The organism is Variovorax guangxiensis, assembly GCF_003952165.1.
Lineage (GTDB): Bacteria > Pseudomonadota > Gammaproteobacteria > Burkholderiales > Burkholderiaceae_C > Variovorax > Variovorax guangxiensis.
On the sequence record NZ_RXFT01000003.1, the window covers coordinates 310,790 to 328,005 of the forward strand.

A 17,216-nucleotide genomic window follows, 5' to 3' on the forward strand; every position below is an offset into this window, starting at 1 on the left:
TTGAGGAAGGACTCTCGGCTTCAGGCCAGTGCAGCCTCGGTGTCCATCAGCACCTTGCTGCCGGCGCGCGCGGTGCGCATCAGCGTCGCGGTCTCGGGGAACAGCTTGGCGAAGTAGAAGCGCGCGGTCTGCAGCTTGCCGACGTAGAAGGGGTCGGTGTTGCCGGCGGCGATCTCGCGCAGCGCGACCTGCGCCATGCGGGCGAACAGGTAGCCGAACACGAAGTGGCCGGCCACGCGCAGGTAGTCGACGGCGGCGGCGCCCACTTCGTCGGGGTTCTGGAAACCCTTGAAGCCGATCTCGGTCGTGAACTTGGTGAGCTGGTCGCCCAGGCCGGCGATGGGGTTGATGAACTCGGCCATCTTCTCGTTCACGCCTTCTTCCTCCACCAGCTTCGCGACGAGCTTGCCGAACTTCTTGAGCGACGCGCCGTTGTTGCCCAGCACCTTGCGGCCCAGCAGGTCCAGCGACTGGATGGTGTTGGTGCCTTCATAGATCATGTTGATGCGGTTGTCGCGCACGAACTGCTCCATGCCCCATTCCTTGATGAAGCCATGGCCGCCGAACACCTGCATGCAGGCGTTGGTGGAGATGTGGCCGTTGTCGGTGATGAAGGCCTTGACGATGGGGGTCAGCAGCGCGACCAGCTCGCCGGAGTCCTTGCGCACCTTCTCGTCGGGGTGGTTGTGTTCCTTGTCGAGCAGCAGCGTGCAGAAGATCTGCAGCGCGCGGCCGCCTTCGGCATAGGCCTTGGCCGTGAGCAGCATCTTGCGCACGTCGGGGTGCACGATGATGGGGTCGGCTTCCTTGTCCTTGGCCTTCACGCCCGAGAGCGAACGCATCTGGATGCGGTCCTTGGCGTAGGCCAGCGCGTTCTGGTAGGCCACTTCCGTCAGGCCCAGCGACTGGTTGCCCACGCCCAGGCGGGCGGCGTTCATCATCACGAACATCGCGGCCAGGCCCTTGTTGGGCTCGCCAACCATGGTGCCGGTGGCGCCTTCGATCACGATCTGCGCGGTGGCGTTGCCGTGGATGCCCATCTTGTGCTCCAGGCCAGCGCAGAAGATCGGGTTGCGCTCGCCCAGCGAGCCGTCGGCCTTGACCTTGAACTTCGGCACCACGAACAGGCTGATGCCCTTGCTGCCCTTGGGCGCGTCGGGAAGACGGGCCAGCACCAGGTGGATGATGTTGCTGGTCATGTCGTGCTCGCCGGCCGAGATGAAGATCTTGTTGCCGGTGATGCGGTAGGTGCCGTCGGGCTGCGGCTCGGCCTTGGTGCGCAGCAGGCCCAGGTCGGTGCCGCAGTGCGGCTCGGTCAGGCACATGGTGCCGGTCCATTCGCCGCTGGTGAGCTTGGGCAGGTAGGTCTTCTTCTGCTCGTCGGTGCCGTGGGCGGCGAGCGCCTCGTAGGCGCCGTGCGAGAGGCCGGGGTACATGGTCCAGGCCTGGTTGGCGCTGTTGAGCATCTCGAACAGGCACTGGTTCACCACGAAGGGCAGGCCCTGGCCGCCGAAGGCCGGGTCGCACGACAGGGCGGGCCAGCCGCCTTCGACGTACTTGGCGTAGGCGTCCTTGAAGCCCTTGGGGGTCTTCACTTCATGCGTGGTCTTGTCGAGCGTGCAGCCTTCCTCGTCGCCGCTGATGTTGAGCGGGAAGGTCACTTCGGCGGCGAACTTGCCGGCTTCCTCGATCACCGCGTTGATGGTGTCGGCGTCGGTCTCGGCATGGGCCGGAAGCGCCTTGAGCTCCTCGGCGACGTTGAGCACTTCGTGCAGCACGAACTGCATGTCGCGTACGGGGGGGTTGTAGGTAGGCATCCGGAACTCTCCTGGTCGAAGCTAGATAGAAAAAAGAAAAGGGAAAACGGAACGGGCCGCGCGCGCGGGTCAGCGCACGGTCTTGAGGCGGCGCGATGCGGCGGCCGCTTCGGGCTTGGGCGCATCGGGCGTGGCGGCGCGCGCGAGGATGTTGTCGAAGCCGACGTTGGCGCGGCCGATGGAGCCGGGCACCTGCAGGAAGCGGGCCTCGTAGTGCAGCGCGAGGATCAGGCCGTGGATCTCGAACGCCAGCTGGCGTTCGTCGGCGTCGGCGCGCAGGTGGCCTTCGCTCTGCGACTGGACGATGGCGCGCAGCACGGCCGCCTGCCAGATGCTGACCGACTCGACCAGCGCATCGCGCACCGGGCCCGGGCGGTCGTCGAATTCGGAGGCGCCGCTGATGTAGATGCAGCCCGAGTCGATCTCGGTCGAGGTGCGCTTCATCCAGTTGGCGAACATGGCGCGCAGGCGCGGCAGGCCGCGCGGCGCCTTCAGTGCGGGGAAGAACACTTCCTGCTCGAAGCGCGCGTGGTATTCGCGCACCACCGAGATCTGGAGCTCCTCGCGCGAGCCGAAGTGGGCGAAGACGCCCGACTTGCTCATCTTGGTGATTTCGGCCACGGCGCCGATCGACAGCCCTTCGAGGCCGATCTGCGCGGCCAGCGCCAGCGCCGCATCGACGATGACGGCCTTGGTCTGCTGCCCTTTCTGGGCGGCGCGCGCGGGCTTGGCGGGAACGGCTGTTGCGGTCATCGTGGAATTTCCATGCAAAAACGAACGGTCGTTCTATTTTGCAGGCCTTTCCACCCGAGGCCGCGAATTGACCTTCAGTTGTTGAAGGTTAATCGAGGCGGATCGGACCGCCATCGGGTCCGTCCCGCATCTCTCTCATGCTTTCAGGCCGGCTCAAAACTCCTGCGACACGGGTCGCAGCACGACCTCGTTGATGTCCACGTCGGCCGGCTGCTCCACCGCGTAGACCACGGCGCGCGCCACCGAATCGGCCGGGATCTGGTTGGCCTCGTAGAAGGCCTTCACGCCGGCGGCGCTCTCGGCGTCGGTGCTGCCATGCTTGAGCTCCGACTCCACCGCGCCAGGCGAGACGATGGTCACGCGCACGCCGCTGTTGCCCACCTCCACGCGCAGGCCCTCGGAGATGGCGCGCACCGCGTACTTGGTCGCGCTGTAGACGGTGCCGATCGGCGTGAACACCTTCAGCCCCGCGATGGACGCCACGTTGACGATGTGCCCGCTGCCCTGCGCCTGCATGCGCGGCAGCACCGCGGCGATGCCGTAGAGCACGCCCTTGATGTTGACGTCGATGGTGCGGTCCCATTCGTCGACCTTCAGCTTGTGGATGGGCGACAGCGGCATCACGCCTGCGTTGTTGACCAGCACGTCGATGCGGCCGAAGGCCTCGACGGTGGCCTGGGCGAGCTTCTCGAGGTCGGCGCGCTTCGCCACGTCGGTGGCCACGGCGATGGCTTCGCCGCCGGCTTCGCGGATCTCGGCGACGAGCTTGTCGAGCCGCTCGGTACGGCGCGCCGCCAGCACCACCTTCGCGCCGCGCGCCGCCAGGTGGCGCGCGGTCGATTCGCCCAGCCCGCTGCTCGCGCCGGTGACGATGGCGACCTTGCCCTTGATGTTGTCTTGAACGGATGTCATGGAGAGATTCCTTTCGCGGTGTGTTGAAGAAGTGCATGCAGTGTGGAAAATCCATGCGTTCCAGTAAATGAAACTCTGGCGACTTCAGAATTCCCAACTGAGGAACACTCCATGTCCAACCGCCTCGAAGCGCTGCGCGTCTTCTTCACCGCCGCCGATGCCTCCAATTTCCGCGAGGCGGCCGTGCGACTTTCGGTGTCGCCGCAGGTGGTGACGCGCGCGGTGCGCGAGCTCGAGGAAGAACTGGGCGAGCCGCTCTTCCACCGCAGCACGCGCGGCGTGCAGCTCACCGATTTCGGGCGGCAGCTCGCGCAGCGCGCGCGTGCGGCGGTGGGCGGCGTCGACGCGCTGTTCCACCGCACCGACCGGCGCGCGCTGTCGCAGCATGCGGGCACGGTGCGCGTGACCGCACCCAACGTGTTCGGCCGCCGGCTGATCCCGCAGGCGCTGGCGCCCATGCTGGCCGGGCACCCCGGCCTGGTGCTCGACCTGCGGCTGTCGGAAAGCCATGCCGACGTGGTCGACGAGCAGATCGACATCGGCGTGCGCGCTGGCCCCATCCGAGATGCGCGCTTCGTCGCCCGCACGGTCGGCAGGATGCGCCTCTACGTGGTGGCGACGCCCGCGCTGATCGAGCGCACCGGCATTCCGGAGAGCCTCGATGCGCTGCCCGACTTTCCGCTCACTGCGCTGATGGACCGCAGCTCGGGCCGCCCATGGTCGTGGTTCTTCAGCAAGGGGCGGCAGGTACCGATCGCCGCGCCCGCCTTCCTCACCGACGACGTCGATGCCGAATGCGCGGCAGTGCGCGCGGGCCTGGGCTTCGGCCAGCTCGTGGCCCCGCTGGCCGAGCCCCTGCTGCAGTCGGGCGAGCTCGTGGAGGTGCTGGAGGCCGAGGCGCCGGAGCCCTGGCCGATCCATGTCTACCGCTCGCAGCGCGCACCGGTTCCGGCGCGCGTGCGGCTGGTGTACGACGAGCTGATCCGCGTGCTGCGCTGAGGCGGCTACCGGCTACTCGTACTTGCGGCCTTCGCGCATCAGCTCGGGCGTGCCGATCACTTCGTTGAGCGCATCGAAGTCCAGCATCTGCGCCCGCCATGGCTGCGTGGTGCGGTGCCGGTGCAGGCTCGCGTAGTAGCCCTGCAGCGTGTGCACCACCGCGCGCGCCGTGCCGCCGGGGAAGATGGCGATGCGAAAGCCGTGGCGCTGCAGCGCATCGGCGTCCTGGATGGGCGTCTTGCCGCCTTCGACCATGTTGGCCAAGAGCGGCACGCGATGCGCGAAGCGGCTGCAGGCGGCGTCCATCTGCTCGGGTGAGCGCAGCGCCTCGATGAACAGGGCGTCCACGCCGCATTCGAGGTACGCCTCGGCGCGGTCGAGCGCGGCCTCCAGGCCTTCGACCGCCACCGCGTCGGTGCGCGCGAGGATCAGGGTGTCGCTGGAAGCGCGCGCGTCCAGCGCTGCCTTGAGCTTGCCGACCATCTCGCGCTCGGGCACCACGGCCTTGCCGTCGAGGTGCCCGCAGCGCTTGGGAAAAGTCTGGTCCTCGATCTGCACCATCGCCGCGCCTGCGCGCTCGAAGCCGCGCACGGTGCGCTGCGTGTTCAGCGCGTTGCCGAAGCCGGTGTCCGCATCGACGATCACCGGCAGGTCCACCCGCTCGGTGATGCGTGCCAGCGTGTCGGCCACTTCGGTGAAGGTGGTCAGGCCGATGTCGGAGCGGCCCAGCCGGGTGTAGGCGATGGAGGCGCCCGACAGGTAGAGCGCCTCGAAGCCGGCCTGCTCGGCCACCAGCGCGCTCAGCGCGTCGTACACGCCGGGCGCCAGCACGATGTCGTTGCGCGCGAGCCGGGTCTTGAAGTCATGGGTCGTCATGCGGACGCCTCCTTGTGTCCAACGAGTGCGGCGGCGGTACGCGCCGCGATGTAGCCGCCGGCGACGGCGCTCAGCAGGCCGTTGCCGGAGAGATAGCCCCACACCGCGTCCCCCGACACGCCGCCGGCCGCACCACCTGCGGCCAGCAGGTTGGGCAGCGGCGTGCCGTCCTGGCGCAGCACGCGCATGTCGGGGGCGGTGTCGAGGCCGCCCTGGGTATGGAAGAGTGCGCCGGTCACCTTGACGGCGAAGTACGGCGCTTCGAGCCCGCGCGCGAACACGCGGCCATCGGGCGCGGCGCCGTCGCGCATCGCGTCGAGCGTGGCCTGCAGCACAGGGGCCTCGCAGCCGATGCATTCGGCCAGCGCGGCCACCGAGTCGCAGCGGCGCAGCGCGCCGGCCGCCTCGGCCTCGCAGAAATCGGGGAAGCCGCGCGCCAGGGCGAGCAACGGCGTGTCGAACACGTTCCAGGCAATGCCGCCCGGCTGCGCAAGCACGTGCACCGCGGCCTCGGAGTAGCCCTGGGTCTCGTCGTGGAAGCGGCGGCCTTCGCAGTTGAGCTGCACGCCGCCTTCCATCATCACGGCCCAGGACATCAGCGCACCCTGCGGCGTGACCCACGAGCCGTGGCCCTGGTAGCCGCCCAGGTCGCGCAGCCGTGCGCCCAGCGCGGTTCCCCAGAGGATCGCGCTGCCGTCGTTGCCCACGTGCCCGCCGAAGGCGGCCTCGCCCATCTCGGGCAGCAGCGTGCGAACCATCTTCGGGTTGCCGCCGAAGCCGTTGCATGCCAGCAGCAGCGCGTCGCAGCCCAGCGTCTCGCGCCGGCCGTCGGGGCGCAGGTAGTCGATGCCGATCACGCGGTCTTGATCGTCGAGCACCAGCGTGTCGACCACGGCCTGCGTCAGCACGGGGATGCCCGCCGCCTCCACTGCCGCCAGCAGCGCCGCCATGAGCGCGGCGCCGGTCTTCTGCGGCAGCGAATGCATGCGGTGCACGCTGTGCCCGGGATAGAGAAAGCCGTCGAGCAGCATCCACTCGAGGCCGTGGCGCGCCTGAAGCGCATCGAGCGCGGGGCCGATGGCGCCGGCATACGCCTCGACCAGCGCAGGCGCAGCGCGGCCGTGCGCCTTGGCCTGGATGTCGGCCGCGAAGCGCCCGGCGCTGTCGCCGGCCACTCCGTGCTCGCGCTGCGTGCGCGTGCCAGGTGCGGGAATGAAGCCCGACGAGAGCGCGGTCGATCCGTTCGGCAGCGCATCGCGCTCCAGCACCACGCAGTTGACACCGGTGTCGGCCAGCATCAGCGCCGCAGTGAGCCCGCAGGCTCCGCCGCCGACGATGGCCACCGGCACGTGCACCTCGGCTTCCACCTTCGCGGCACGCCGGACAGTTCTTTGAGGCTCGTTCATGCCAGCGACGCGATGAAAGCCGCGCAGTCCGTCACTTCGGCCACGTTGCGCATGTCGGCCAGCGAGGTGCTGTGGCGCTCCTCGCCGAAGGCCGCGCAGCCGTCGCCGAGCACCAGGGTGCGGTAGTCGCGCATGTGCGCATCGCGCACCGTGCTGGCCACGCCGCCGTTGGTGACGATGCCGCACACGGCCACGGTGTCGATGCCCGCGCGGCGCAGCACCCAGTCGAGCTGGGTGTTGAAGAAGGCCGAGTACGCCACCTTGCTCACGGTGACGTCGACAAGGCCCGCCAGTGCATCGACGTTGGCCTGGCCCCAACTGCCGGGCGCGAAGTCGCCCTTGGCAAGGTACGGACGCAGCGCCTTCAGGTGCGGCAAGATCATCGGCTCGCCCTTCGCGTCGGGCCACAGCGTGAACTGGCTCGCCACGACCAGTCCGCCGCCCGCCTTCAGCGCGCGCGCGACGACGGCCACGCGTTCCGGCAGCAGCAGCGCGGGCGGGTTGGCGTCGCCGCCACGCGCGTAGGCGCCATTCGGATGGAGAAAGTCGTTCTGCAGGTCGACGACGACCAGCGCCGTCTTCGACGGTTGGATCTTCGCACCGGCGCTCATGACGGCCTCACCAGCAGGTTGCCGTATGCGTCGACCTCGGCATGGAAGCCGGGCTCCAGCCACACGGTGGTGTCGGCCTGCTCGAGGATGGCCGGCCCGTCGATGCGTGCGGCCACCGGCAGTTCGAGCCGCGCGTAGCGCAGCGCGTCGTGCCACTGCCCCTGGTGGAACACGCGCTGCGTGCCCAGCGGCGCGGTGCTGCCCTCGCCTTCGGGCGCCAGCACCTTCAGGTCGAACTTGGGGCGCACGCCGATGCGCGCATAGCGCAGGTTCATCACGCGGATCGCGATGCCGTCGAGCACGCGGCCGAAGGCTGCGGTGTAGGCGGCCTCGAAAGCCGAACGGATCGACTCCGCCGTGAGCGGTGCCTGCCCCGCATCGGGCAGCACAACCGGCAGCGTGTGCGTCTGGCCGGCGTAGAGCATGTCGAGCGCAACCACCTCGCGCACCTCGTCGAAGCGCACGCCCGACGAATCGAGCCGCTGCTGGCAGCTGGCGGCCAGCTCGTCGATGCGCTGGCGAAGGTCGGCCACGTCCAGATCGGCCAGCGCCTTGTTGATGGTCTGCACCGCGTCGTGGCGCATGTCCGCGATCACGCAGCCCAGCGCCGAAGTCACGCCGGGGTAGCGCGGCACGATGCCGGTGGCCACGCCCACCTCGCGCATCATCGCGCACACGTGCAGCGCGCCGCCGCCGCCGAAGGGCATGTACGCGAAGCGGCGCGGATCGTGCCCGCGCTCGATCGACACCAGGCGGATCGCGCCGGCCATGCGCGCATTGGCCACGGTGAGGATGGCTTCGGCGGCCGCATGCACGTCGAGCCCCAGCGGACGCGCGACGTGTTCCTCGATGGCCTGGTGCGACTTCTGCGCGTCCAGCGCCGCCAGCAGGCCGCCGCCCAGCGGACGGTCCGCCGCGATGCGCCCGAGCAGCACGTTCGCATCGGTCACCGTGGGCCGCGTGTTGCCGCGCCCGTAGCAGGCGGGCCCCGGCACGCTGCCCGCCGACTCGGGACCGACCTGCAGCATGCCGCTCGCGTCCACCGACGCGATGGAGCCGCCGCCAGCGCCTATGGTCTCGATCTGGATCATCGGCGAGCGGATCACCATGCCGAACTCGATGGCGGTCTGCGCGGCCAGCGCGGCCTCGCCGTTGGCCACCAGAGAGACGTCGAAGGAAGTGCCCCCCATATCCCCGGTGATCGCGTTCGGGAAACCCGCCGCGCGCGCGATGGCCGCGCAGGCGATGACGCCGGCCGCCGGCCCCGACAGCGCGGTGCGCACCGGCAGGTCGCTCGCGGTCTGGCGCGACATCACGCCGCCGTTGCTCTGCACCACGAGCAGTTCGCCGCCGAAGCCCTGGGCGCGCAAATCGCCTTCGAGCCGGCCGAGGTAGCTGCCCACCACCGGCTGCAGCGCGGCATTGAGCGTGGCGGTGGAGCAGCGCTCGAACTCGCGGATCTCGGGCAGCACCTCGCTGGCCGAGGTGACGTGCGGGTTGGGCCACAGCTCGCGCACGGCCGCAACGGCGAGCCGTTCGTTCTCGGGGTTGGCGTAGGTGTTGATGAAGAACACGCACACGGCCTCGCAGCCGGCGTCCAGCAGCGCGCGCGCCTCGGCGCGCACCTGCTCCAGGTCGACCGCCGTGTGCAGCGTGCCGTCGGCCAGCACGCGCTCGTCCACCTCGCGGCGCAGGTCGCGCGGCACGACCGGCAGGAAGCTTCCGCGCAGGCCCCAGGTCCGGGGCCGGTCGCGGCGGCGCATCTCGAGCACGTCGCGGAAGCCCCGCGTGGTGATGATGCCGGTGCGCGCCACCTTGCGTTCGAGCAGCGCATTGGTGCCCACCGTGGTGCCGTGCACGATGGTGGCGATGGCGCCGGCCGAGTCCGCCACGCGCGCGACACCATTCATGAAGCCGCGCGCCTCCTCGCCGCGCGTGGAAGGCACCTTGACGATGCGCGCGCTGCCGTTGGCTTCGTCCAGCACGAAGAGATCGGTGAAGGTGCCGCCGACGTCGACGCCGACGACGAGGGAATTGCCAGGAGAGGTCATTCGGATACTTTCTTCGTCTTGTCGCTGCTCACATAGCCCATGGCCGCGTCGGCCTCGCGCTGCGCAGGGGTCCGCTCGGCCGCGGGGCCCCAGCCGCCGCCGCCGGGGGTTTCGAGGCGCACGCGCTCGCCGCGCGCCAGCGCGATGCCGCGCATCTTCGACACCATGGGGGGCGTGTGCCATTGGCCGGCGTTCTCGTAGCGGAACACGTTGAGCGCGCCCGCCCCTCCGCCCGCGATGCCCTTGGGCGGCGAGGTGCCGCGCTCGCCGAAGACGAACACCTCGGCGTCCTTCTCGAGCAGCTCGATCTCGTACACGGCTCCCAGTCCGCCGCGATGCCGGCCGTCGCCGCCGGAGTCGGGGCGAAGCGACCATTCGGTGAAGCGCACCGGGTACGCGGCCTCGAGGATCTCCAGCGGCGGGATCGTCGCGGTCGAGATGGGCGCGTTGCCGTGCGCGAGGCCGTCGCCGTCGGAGTGGCCGCCGTGCCCGCCGCCGAAGAAGCTGAACATCACCCAGCGCTGGCCTTCGCGGCCCTTGTCGCTGCGGTGGCCGGCGATCGACAGCGCGTTGATGGTGCCGTAGGCCTGGGCCACGGCGCGCGCGGGGTCGGCCTGCGCGGCGGCGCTGAAGATCACGTCGATCATGCGCAGGATGGTCTCGGTGTAGCCACCCACCGGGCGCGGGCGCTCGGCGCTGATCACCAGCCGCGCGGGAATGACGAAGTCCACCGCGTCGAGCACGCCGGCATTGGCCGGCACGTCGGGGAACAGGTGCTTCAGCGCCACGTAGCAGGCGGCCACCGCGGTGGCGCGCGAGATGTTCACCGGGCCCGCGCATTGCGCCGAGGTGCGGGAGAAGTCCAGCGTGAGCCGGTCGCCGGCCACCGTCATGTCGAGCGCGATGGTCAGCGGCTCGTTGACGATGCCGTCGTTGTCCAGCACGTCCTCGACGCTGTAGCGGCCGTCGGGCAGCGAGGCGATGTGCGAGCGCATCAGGCGCAGCGCGCGGCCGCGCAGCTCGCCCAGCGCATGGAGCACCAGCTCGTCGCCGTACTCGTCGAGCAGGCCGTCCAGGCGCTTCGCGCCCAGCTCCAGCGCCGCGAGCTGGCCGTTCAGGTCGCCCCACAGGCTGTCGGGCAGGCGCGTGTTGGCCTGCAGGATGGCCAGCACGTCGCCGTCGAGCACGCCGTTGCGCACGATGCGCACCGGCGGGATCTGCACCGCCTCCTGCCAGCACTCGGTGGCCGCGGGGTTGTAGTTGCCCGGCACCGCGCCGCCCACGTCGTGCCAGTGCGCGGCGGAGGCCATGTGGCAGTACAGCTTGCCGTTGCGGAAGAAGGGCTTCACCAGCTTGAAGTCGTTGGCGTGCGTGCCGCCGTCGTAGGCGTCGTTGCTGATCCAGATGTCGCCGTCCCTCATGCCGCCGCGCGGCTCGGCCGCCTTGACCGTGGCGCGCACGGCAAAGGCCATGGCGCCCACGAAGACCGGCAGGCCCGACTTGCCCTGCACCAGCGTGTCGCCGGTGGCGGCGTCGTACAGGCCGTGGCAGGCGTCGTGCGCCTCGGCAATGATGGGATTGAACGCGCTGCGGTAGAGCGTGGCGTCCATCTCGTCGGCCACCTGCTCGAGGCGGCCGCGCAGCACGGCGAGCGTGACGGGGTCGATGGTTGTGGTGGAGGAAGTCTCAGGCATCGATGGCTTTCTTCGAGGCGGGGCGGCCAGTACGCTGGCGCAGCTGGTTCAGCAGTCCGCCGGCGCGGACCATGTCCATGAGGAACCCGGGCACCGGTTCGCAGGCCAGCGGCCTGCCGTCCGGTCCGATGACTCCGGGCAGCGTGGCGTCGAGCGCTATACGGTCACCCTCGGCCAGGGTCTCGGCCTGCGCGCAGGTCAGCAGCAGCAGGCCCACGTTGAAGGCGTTGCGGAAGTACAGGCCGCTGTACGACGGCGCGATCACCGCCCTCACGCCCAGGTGGACGAGCACCGCGGCGGCCTGCTCCCGCGAGGAGCCGATGCCGAAGTTGGGGCCGGCCACGATCACGTCGCCGCGCTGCACGCCGGCGGCGAAATCGGGGCGCACGGCCTCGAGGCAGTGCCTGGCGATGATGTCGATGCCGTGCTTCATGGCGTGGCCCGGCGCGAGCAGGTCAGTGTCGATGTCGGCACCGAGCCGCCAGACGCGGTGGGTGGCGTGCGTGGCGTCCGTGGTGTGCGTGGTGTTTGGGGCGCTCATGCCAGCACCTCGCGCGGATCGGTCACGCGGCCGCGCAGCGCAGCTGCCGCCACGGTGTAGGGCGAGCCCAGGTACACCTGCGCGCTGGGCGAGCCCATGCGGCCCTTGAAGTTGCGCGCCGTGGTCGAGATGACGGTGATGTCGTCGCCCATCGGGTCGCCGTAGCCCGAGCAGGCTCCGCACGCGGTCGGGAAGAGCTCAGCACCCGCCTCCGTCAGCGCCTGCAGCACGCCCTCGGCGCGCGCGCGCTCCTGGTCCTGGATGCTCGCGGGCGCGACGATCAGCCGGATGCCTGCCGCCACCTTGTGCCCGCGCAGCACCTGCGCCGCCGCCCGCAGGTCGTCGAGCTTGGCGCCGGTGCATGCGCCGATGTAGGCCACGTCGACCGGCGTGCCGGCGTAGTGGCTCACCCCGCGCGAGTTGGCGGGGCTGTGCGGCGCGGCCACGTGCGGCTCGAGCGCGGCCGCGTCGAAGCGGTAGCGCGTGAGCTCGGCGCCGTCGTCGGTGAACCACGCCGACGTGTCGGCCGGCGGCGCGCCGGCCTCGGCGAGGAAGGCGGCGGTGGTGTCGTCCGGCGCGATCAGGCCGGCCTGCGCGCCGAGCTCCGCGCTCATGTTCGACAGCGTCATGCGCTCCTGCATCGACAGCGCAGCCACCGCGGGCCCGGCGAACTCCACCGCCTGGTAGCGCCCGCCGTTCATGCCGAAGCGGCCGATCATGTGCAGCATCATGTCCTTGGCGGTGACGCCTGCGGGCAGCGCGCCGTCCCACCACATCTGGAGGGTCTCGGGCACACGCAGCCAGATCTCGCCGGTGACCACCACGCCCAGCATCTCGGTGCTGCCCACGCCGAACATGTAGGCGCCGAAGGCACCGCCCGTGGGCGAGTGCGAGTCGCCCCCCACGCACAGCATGCCGGGGCGGATGTGCCCGTGCTGCGGCACCACCACATGGCAGATGCCCTGGCTGTCGTACACGTGCGGCAGCGCCTGGTCGCGCGCCCATTCGCGTGCGATGCGCACGATGCGGCGCGAGTCGTCGTCGCGCTCGGGCACGTAGTGGTCCATCACCAGCACGATGCGCGATGGGTCCCAGATCTGCGCGCCCAGTTCCTCGAGCATGGGCTTGAGCCGGCGCGGACCCGAGGAGTCGTGGAACATGGCCAGGTCGACGCCGCAGGTCACGATCTCGCCCACCGCCACGTGCTCGCGGCCGCTGGCGCGCGCGATGAGCTTCTGCGCGAGCGTCTGCGGCCGGGCTTGCCCGGCCCGGGTTGCGGCCACCTGTGCGCGGGTTGCTGCGGGCGTGCTCATTCGGGCTTGGCTCCGGAGAACTTCACCACCTTGGCCCAGCGCGGGATCTCGCTCTGCACGAAGGCCGTGAACTGCTCGGGCGAGTTGCCGACCGGTATGGCGCCCTCGGTGTCCAGGCGCTTGAGCATGTCGGGCTGCTGCAGCGCATGGCGAGCCGCATCGCTGAGCTTGCGCGACACGTCCGCCGGCAGGCGCGCAGGGCCGAAGAGACCGAACCATGCGCTCGATTCGTAGCCCGGCAGGGCCTCGGCGATGGCAGGCACGTCGGGGAACGCGGGCAGGCGTTTGGCCGTGGTGACGCCCAGCGCCCTGAGCTTGCCGGCCTGGATGTGCGCCTTGATGTTGCCCACAGCCGCGAACATCAACTGCACCTGGCCGGCCAGCAGGTCCTGCACCGCGGGCGCGGTTCCCTTGTACGGGATGTTCACGATGTCCACGCCCGACTGCATCTTGAAGGCCTCGCCCGCCATGTGCAGCGACGAGCCCACCGCGCCGATCGCGAAATTGAGCTGGCCCGGCCTGGCCTTGGCGAGCGCGGTGAAGTCCTTCACCGGATCGAAGGGCAGCGACGGGTACAGCGTGGCGTTGATGGCATGGCTGGTGAAGCTCATCAGCAGCGTGTTGCCATCGGGCGCGGCCTTGGCGACGGCGTCGGCGGCGATGTTGCCGCCGGCGCCGGGCTTGTTCTCGACGATCACGGTGCGGCCCAGCGCGGGGCCCATGCTGACGGCGATCGAGCGGGCCAGCGTATCGGTCGAGCCGCCCGCCGGCGCGCCGACGAGGATGCGCACCGGCGCATTGCCGAGCTGCGCCCGGGCAGCGGCGGCGAAGGCCAGCGCGGCGGGTGCGATGAGGATGTCGCGGCGATGGATCATGGAGTTTCCTTGTTGTCTCGTTGTTCTTCGGCGCTTCACAGGCCCAGGTAGGCGCGCCGCAGTTCGTCGCTTTGCAGCAGCTCGTCGGGCTTGCCCGAGAAGCGCACGCTGCCGTTCTCCAGCACGTAGGCGCGGTCTGCGATCTCCAGCGACTGGCCCACGTTCTGCTCGACCAGCAGCACTGCGAGGCCGCCGTCGCGCAGCTCGCGGATCAGCGTGAACATCTCCTCCACCAGCAGCGGAGAAAGGCCGAGCGAAGGCTCGTCGAGGATCAGCAGCACCGGCTCGGCCATGAGCCCGCGCGCGATGGCCAGCATCTGCTGCTCGCCGCCGCTCATGGTGCCGGCGTGCTGCGTCATGCGCTCGCGCAGGCGCGGGAAGATGTGGAACATCTTCTCGAGGTTGGCCGCGCGCCGCTCGCGGGCGCGGGTGAAGGAGCCGAGTTCGAGGTTCTCGAGCACGCTGAGGTTGGGGAACACCTTGCGGCCCTCGGGCACCTGGATGAGGCCGGCCTTCACCACCTCGCGGTAGTGGGCCCCGGTGAGGTCCCGCCCGTCGAAGCGCACGCTGCCGGCCCAGGTGGGTACGAGGCCGCACACCATCTTGTTGAGCGTCGACTTGCCCGCGCCGTTGCTGCCGAGCAGCGCGACCATCTCGCCGGCATCGACCTGCAGGTCGACGCCGCGCAGCACTTCCACGCGGCCGTAGCCGCCGCGCAATCCGCGGATTTCGAGCAAGGGGTTCATGCGCCCGCTCCCGCGGCGGCCTTGCGCAGGCGCGCCGCCGTGCCGTGGCCCAGGTAAGCCTCGACGACGCGCTCGTCGGAGGTCACCTGCGCCGGGTTGCCTTCGGCGATCAGCCGGCCCTGCGCCAGCACCCATACGTGTTCGGCCAGGTTCATCACGGCCTGCATGACGTGTTCGATCATCAGCACGGTCACGCCGCTGTCGGCGATGCCGCGCACCACCGGCAGCATGTCGGCGATCTCCTGAGGGTTGAGGCCTGCGAGCACTTCGTCGAGCAGCAGCAGCCGGGGCCGCGTGGCGAGCGCGCGGGCGAGTTCGAGCCGCTTGCGGCCGGCCACGGTGAGGTCGGAGGCCGGCTTGTCGAGCTGCGGCGCCAGGCCCACGCGCAGCGCCACCGCCTCGGCGCTGGCCAGCGCCTGGGCGCGGCTGCGCACGTGCAGGTGCGCGCCCACGGCGATGTTCTCGCGCACGGTCTGCGCGGCGAAGGGCTTCACGATCTGGAAGGTGCGCGTCATGCCGAGCACGGCGTTGCGGTGCGGCTCGCGGCCGGTGATGTCCTGCCCGGCAAAGCGCACGGTGCCGGCATCAGGGCGTAGGAAGCCCGACATCAGCGCGAACAGCGTCGTCTTGCCCGCGCCGTTGGGGCCGATCAGCGCGGTGAGGCTGCCCTCCTTCACCGACAGGCTCACGCCCTGCACGGCCTTCAGGCCGCCGAAGGAGCGCGAGATGCCGTCGAGCTGCAACAGGGGTTCAGTCATCGCGGCCTCCCTTCGCCTTCCACAGCTGTCGCACCGACAGCCCCAGGCCCGCCACGCCGCGCGGCAGGAAGATCACGATGAGCACCAGCACCGCGCCGTAGATGACCATGTTGATGCCCGGCAGCTCGCCGAACAGGTTGCGCGTGAAGTCCGACAGCAGGTGCAGCACCGCCGCGCCCAGCACCGGCCCCCACAGCGTGCCCATGCCGCCCACGATGGCGGCGACCAGCGCCTCCACCGAGGTGACGGGGCCGTAGGCGATGCCCGCGTCGATGTACTGGAACACCTGCACGTAGAAGGCACCGGCCGCACCCATGAAGGCCGCCGACAGCCCGATGGCCGCGAGCTTGACGCGGAACGGGTTCACGCCCACGGCGCGCGCGGCGTCCTCGTTGTCGCGCACAGCCTGCAGGTAGGCGCCGAAGCGGCCGTTGCGCAGCCACCATGTCACCAGCAGCGCGATGACCACCATCGCCAGCACCACCCACAGGTAGCCCGCGCGCGAGGCGAACTGCATGTTCGCCACCGATTCGCGCAGCGGCACCATGAGGCCCACGCCGCCGCCGGTGAACGAGACCGAGGTCGCGAGGATGCGGAACACCTCCGCGAAGGCCAGCGTGACGAGCGCGAAGTACGAGCCCTTCAGGCCGTAGCGGAAGGTCAGCGCGCCGACGAAAAGGCCCACCAGCGCGCTGCCCGCGATGGCCAGCGGCAGCGCGACCCACGCGTTGATGCCGCCCTGCAGCTGCGCGATGGCCTGGATGTACGCGCCCGTACCGAAGAACAGCGCATGCCCGAACGAGAACTGCCCGCCGAAGCCGCCGAGAATGTTCCAGGCCTGCGCGATGAGCGTGGCGTACAGCGCCATCATCACGAAGTTGAGCATCACGCCCGACTGGGTGACGAGAGGCACGCAGCCGATGACGACCGCGAAGAGGGCAATGCCCGCAAGTTGCTTCATGCCGGCGTTCATGCCTTCGCTCCGAACATGCCCTGCGGGCGGAACAGCACGACGCCGATGAAGATCGCGAAGATCCCGATCTGCCCGAGCGACTCGCCCAGGTACAGCCCGCCGAGCGACTCGACCACGCCGATCAGGAAGCCCCCGACGAGCGCCCCCACGAAGCTGCCCATGCCGCCCAGCACCACGATGGTGAAGGCCACGAGCACGAAGCCGCCGCCCACCTGCGGGTTGACGTAATAGGCTGGCAGCAGGAAACAGGCCGCGGCCCCGAGGCATGCGAGGCCGATGCCGAAGCTCATCGCGTAGACGTGGTCGACGTCGATGCCCATGAGCTTGGCGCCCTCCTTCTCCTTGGCCACCGCGCGGATGGCGCGGCCGAGGTCGGTGCGGCCCATGATCCAGAACAGGATGCCCGACACCGCCAGAGCACCGGCGAAGGCGACTAGCTTGGGCACGGCGATCATCGCGGGGCCGATGGCCACGGTGCTCAGCGAATAGGCGGTGTCGATGCTGCGCGTGTCCGACTTGAAGAACAGCAGCGCCAGGTTCTCCATGACGATGGCGATGCCGAGCGTGGCCAGCAGGATGTTCTCGTCCTTGCCATGGCCCGCACGGTTGATGACCACGCGCTGCAGCGCATAGCCGAGCGCGAACATGCCAGCAACGGCGATGGGCAGCGCCAGGTAGGGATCGATGCCCCAGCGCTCCTTCAGGAAGTACACCGCGTAGAGCGCCAGCATCAGGCTCGCGCCGTGGGCGAAGTTGATGATGTGCAGCACGCCGTAGATCAGCGTGAGCCCCACCGCGATCAGCGCGTACACGGCGCCGGTCGTGAGTCCGTTCAGGACCGACGGGAAGAGGATGTTGATGTCTGGCATTGGCTGTCGGCGGCTTGGTCGC

The 17,216-nt window shown here is 70.0% G+C and carries 16 protein-coding genes; 1 reads left to right on the forward strand and 15 read right to left on the reverse strand.

Going from position 1 to position 17,216, the window contains the following annotated elements:
• Positions 1–20 precede the first annotated feature (20 nt).
• The 3 genes from EJP67_RS09930 to EJP67_RS09940 form a co-directional block, all read right to left on the reverse strand.
• Positions 21–1,817: an acyl-CoA dehydrogenase C-terminal domain-containing protein gene (locus EJP67_RS09930; RefSeq protein WP_126021539.1), complete on the reverse strand. Its 1,797-nt coding sequence runs from the start codon at positions 1,815–1,817 to the stop codon at positions 21–23.
• A 69-nt stretch (positions 1,818–1,886) separates the two neighbouring features.
• Positions 1,887–2,570, reverse strand: a complete 684-nt coding sequence (locus EJP67_RS09935; protein ID WP_126021540.1) for a TetR/AcrR family transcriptional regulator — start codon at positions 2,568–2,570, stop codon at positions 1,887–1,889.
• Between the two features lie 153 nt (positions 2,571–2,723).
• A complete protein-coding gene (locus EJP67_RS09940; protein WP_126021541.1) occupies positions 2,724–3,482 on the reverse strand; it encodes an SDR family oxidoreductase in 759 nt (252 codons plus the stop codon).
• Between the two features lie 111 nt (positions 3,483–3,593).
• On the opposite strand from EJP67_RS09940, the gene EJP67_RS09945 reads away from it, so the two are divergent.
• Positions 3,594–4,481: a LysR family transcriptional regulator gene (locus EJP67_RS09945; protein ID WP_126021542.1), complete on the forward strand. Its 888-nt coding sequence runs from the start codon at positions 3,594–3,596 to the stop codon at positions 4,479–4,481.
• A 12-nt stretch (positions 4,482–4,493) separates the two neighbouring features.
• On the opposite strand, the gene EJP67_RS09950 is transcribed toward EJP67_RS09945, so the two are convergent.
• From EJP67_RS09950 to EJP67_RS10005, 12 genes are read right to left on the reverse strand one after another with little or no spacing between them, the layout of a single operon-like run.
• Positions 4,494–5,357: an isocitrate lyase/PEP mutase family protein gene (locus EJP67_RS09950; RefSeq protein WP_126021543.1), complete on the reverse strand. Its 864-nt coding sequence runs from the start codon at positions 5,355–5,357 to the stop codon at positions 4,494–4,496.
• Complete coding sequence (locus tag EJP67_RS09955) at positions 5,354–6,763, reverse strand: FAD-dependent oxidoreductase (protein WP_126021544.1); 1,410 nt, start codon at positions 6,761–6,763, stop codon at positions 5,354–5,356. The genes EJP67_RS09950 and EJP67_RS09955 overlap by 4 nt, the downstream gene beginning before the upstream one ends.
• The gene (locus tag EJP67_RS09960; RefSeq protein ID WP_126021545.1) at positions 6,760–7,374 is read right to left on the reverse strand and encodes a cysteine hydrolase family protein; all 615 of its coding nucleotides are present in this window, start codon (positions 7,372–7,374) and stop codon (positions 6,760–6,762) included. The genes EJP67_RS09955 and EJP67_RS09960 overlap by 4 nt, the downstream gene beginning before the upstream one ends.
• Positions 7,371–9,425, reverse strand: a complete 2,055-nt coding sequence (locus tag EJP67_RS09965) for a hydantoinase/oxoprolinase family protein (RefSeq protein ID WP_126021546.1) — start codon at positions 9,423–9,425, stop codon at positions 7,371–7,373. Before EJP67_RS09965 ends, EJP67_RS09960 begins: the two co-directional genes overlap by 4 nt.
• Positions 9,422–11,119, reverse strand: coding sequence for a hydantoinase B/oxoprolinase family protein (locus tag EJP67_RS09970; RefSeq protein ID WP_126021547.1), 1,698 nt, complete (start codon positions 11,117–11,119; stop codon positions 9,422–9,424). Before EJP67_RS09970 ends, EJP67_RS09965 begins: the two co-directional genes overlap by 4 nt.
• Positions 11,112–11,660, reverse strand: coding sequence for a LeuD/DmdB family oxidoreductase small subunit (locus tag EJP67_RS09975; RefSeq protein WP_126021548.1), 549 nt, complete (start codon positions 11,658–11,660; stop codon positions 11,112–11,114). Before EJP67_RS09975 ends, EJP67_RS09970 begins: the two co-directional genes overlap by 8 nt.
• Positions 11,657–12,973 (reverse strand): 3-isopropylmalate dehydratase large subunit, encoded by a 1,317-nt coding sequence (locus EJP67_RS09980; protein WP_165909594.1) that lies wholly within the window; start codon positions 12,971–12,973, stop codon positions 11,657–11,659. The genes EJP67_RS09975 and EJP67_RS09980 overlap by 4 nt, the downstream gene beginning before the upstream one ends.
• Positions 12,970–13,845, reverse strand: a complete 876-nt coding sequence (locus EJP67_RS09985) for a tripartite tricarboxylate transporter substrate binding protein (protein ID WP_126021714.1) — start codon at positions 13,843–13,845, stop codon at positions 12,970–12,972. Before EJP67_RS09985 ends, EJP67_RS09980 begins: the two co-directional genes overlap by 4 nt.
• A gap of 38 nt (positions 13,846–13,883) precedes the next feature.
• Complete coding sequence (locus tag EJP67_RS09990; protein WP_126021549.1) at positions 13,884–14,594, reverse strand: ABC transporter ATP-binding protein; 711 nt, start codon at positions 14,592–14,594, stop codon at positions 13,884–13,886.
• Positions 14,591–15,352: an ABC transporter ATP-binding protein gene (locus tag EJP67_RS09995; protein ID WP_126021550.1), complete on the reverse strand. Its 762-nt coding sequence runs from the start codon at positions 15,350–15,352 to the stop codon at positions 14,591–14,593. The genes EJP67_RS09990 and EJP67_RS09995 overlap by 4 nt, the downstream gene beginning before the upstream one ends.
• Complete coding sequence (locus tag EJP67_RS10000; RefSeq protein ID WP_206169477.1) at positions 15,345–16,325, reverse strand: branched-chain amino acid ABC transporter permease; 981 nt, start codon at positions 16,323–16,325, stop codon at positions 15,345–15,347. Before EJP67_RS10000 ends, EJP67_RS09995 begins: the two co-directional genes overlap by 8 nt.
• The gene (locus EJP67_RS10005) at positions 16,322–17,194 is read right to left on the reverse strand and encodes a branched-chain amino acid ABC transporter permease (protein WP_126021551.1); all 873 of its coding nucleotides are present in this window, start codon (positions 17,192–17,194) and stop codon (positions 16,322–16,324) included. The genes EJP67_RS10000 and EJP67_RS10005 overlap by 4 nt, the downstream gene beginning before the upstream one ends.
• Between the last annotated feature and the right edge of the window lie 22 nt (positions 17,195–17,216).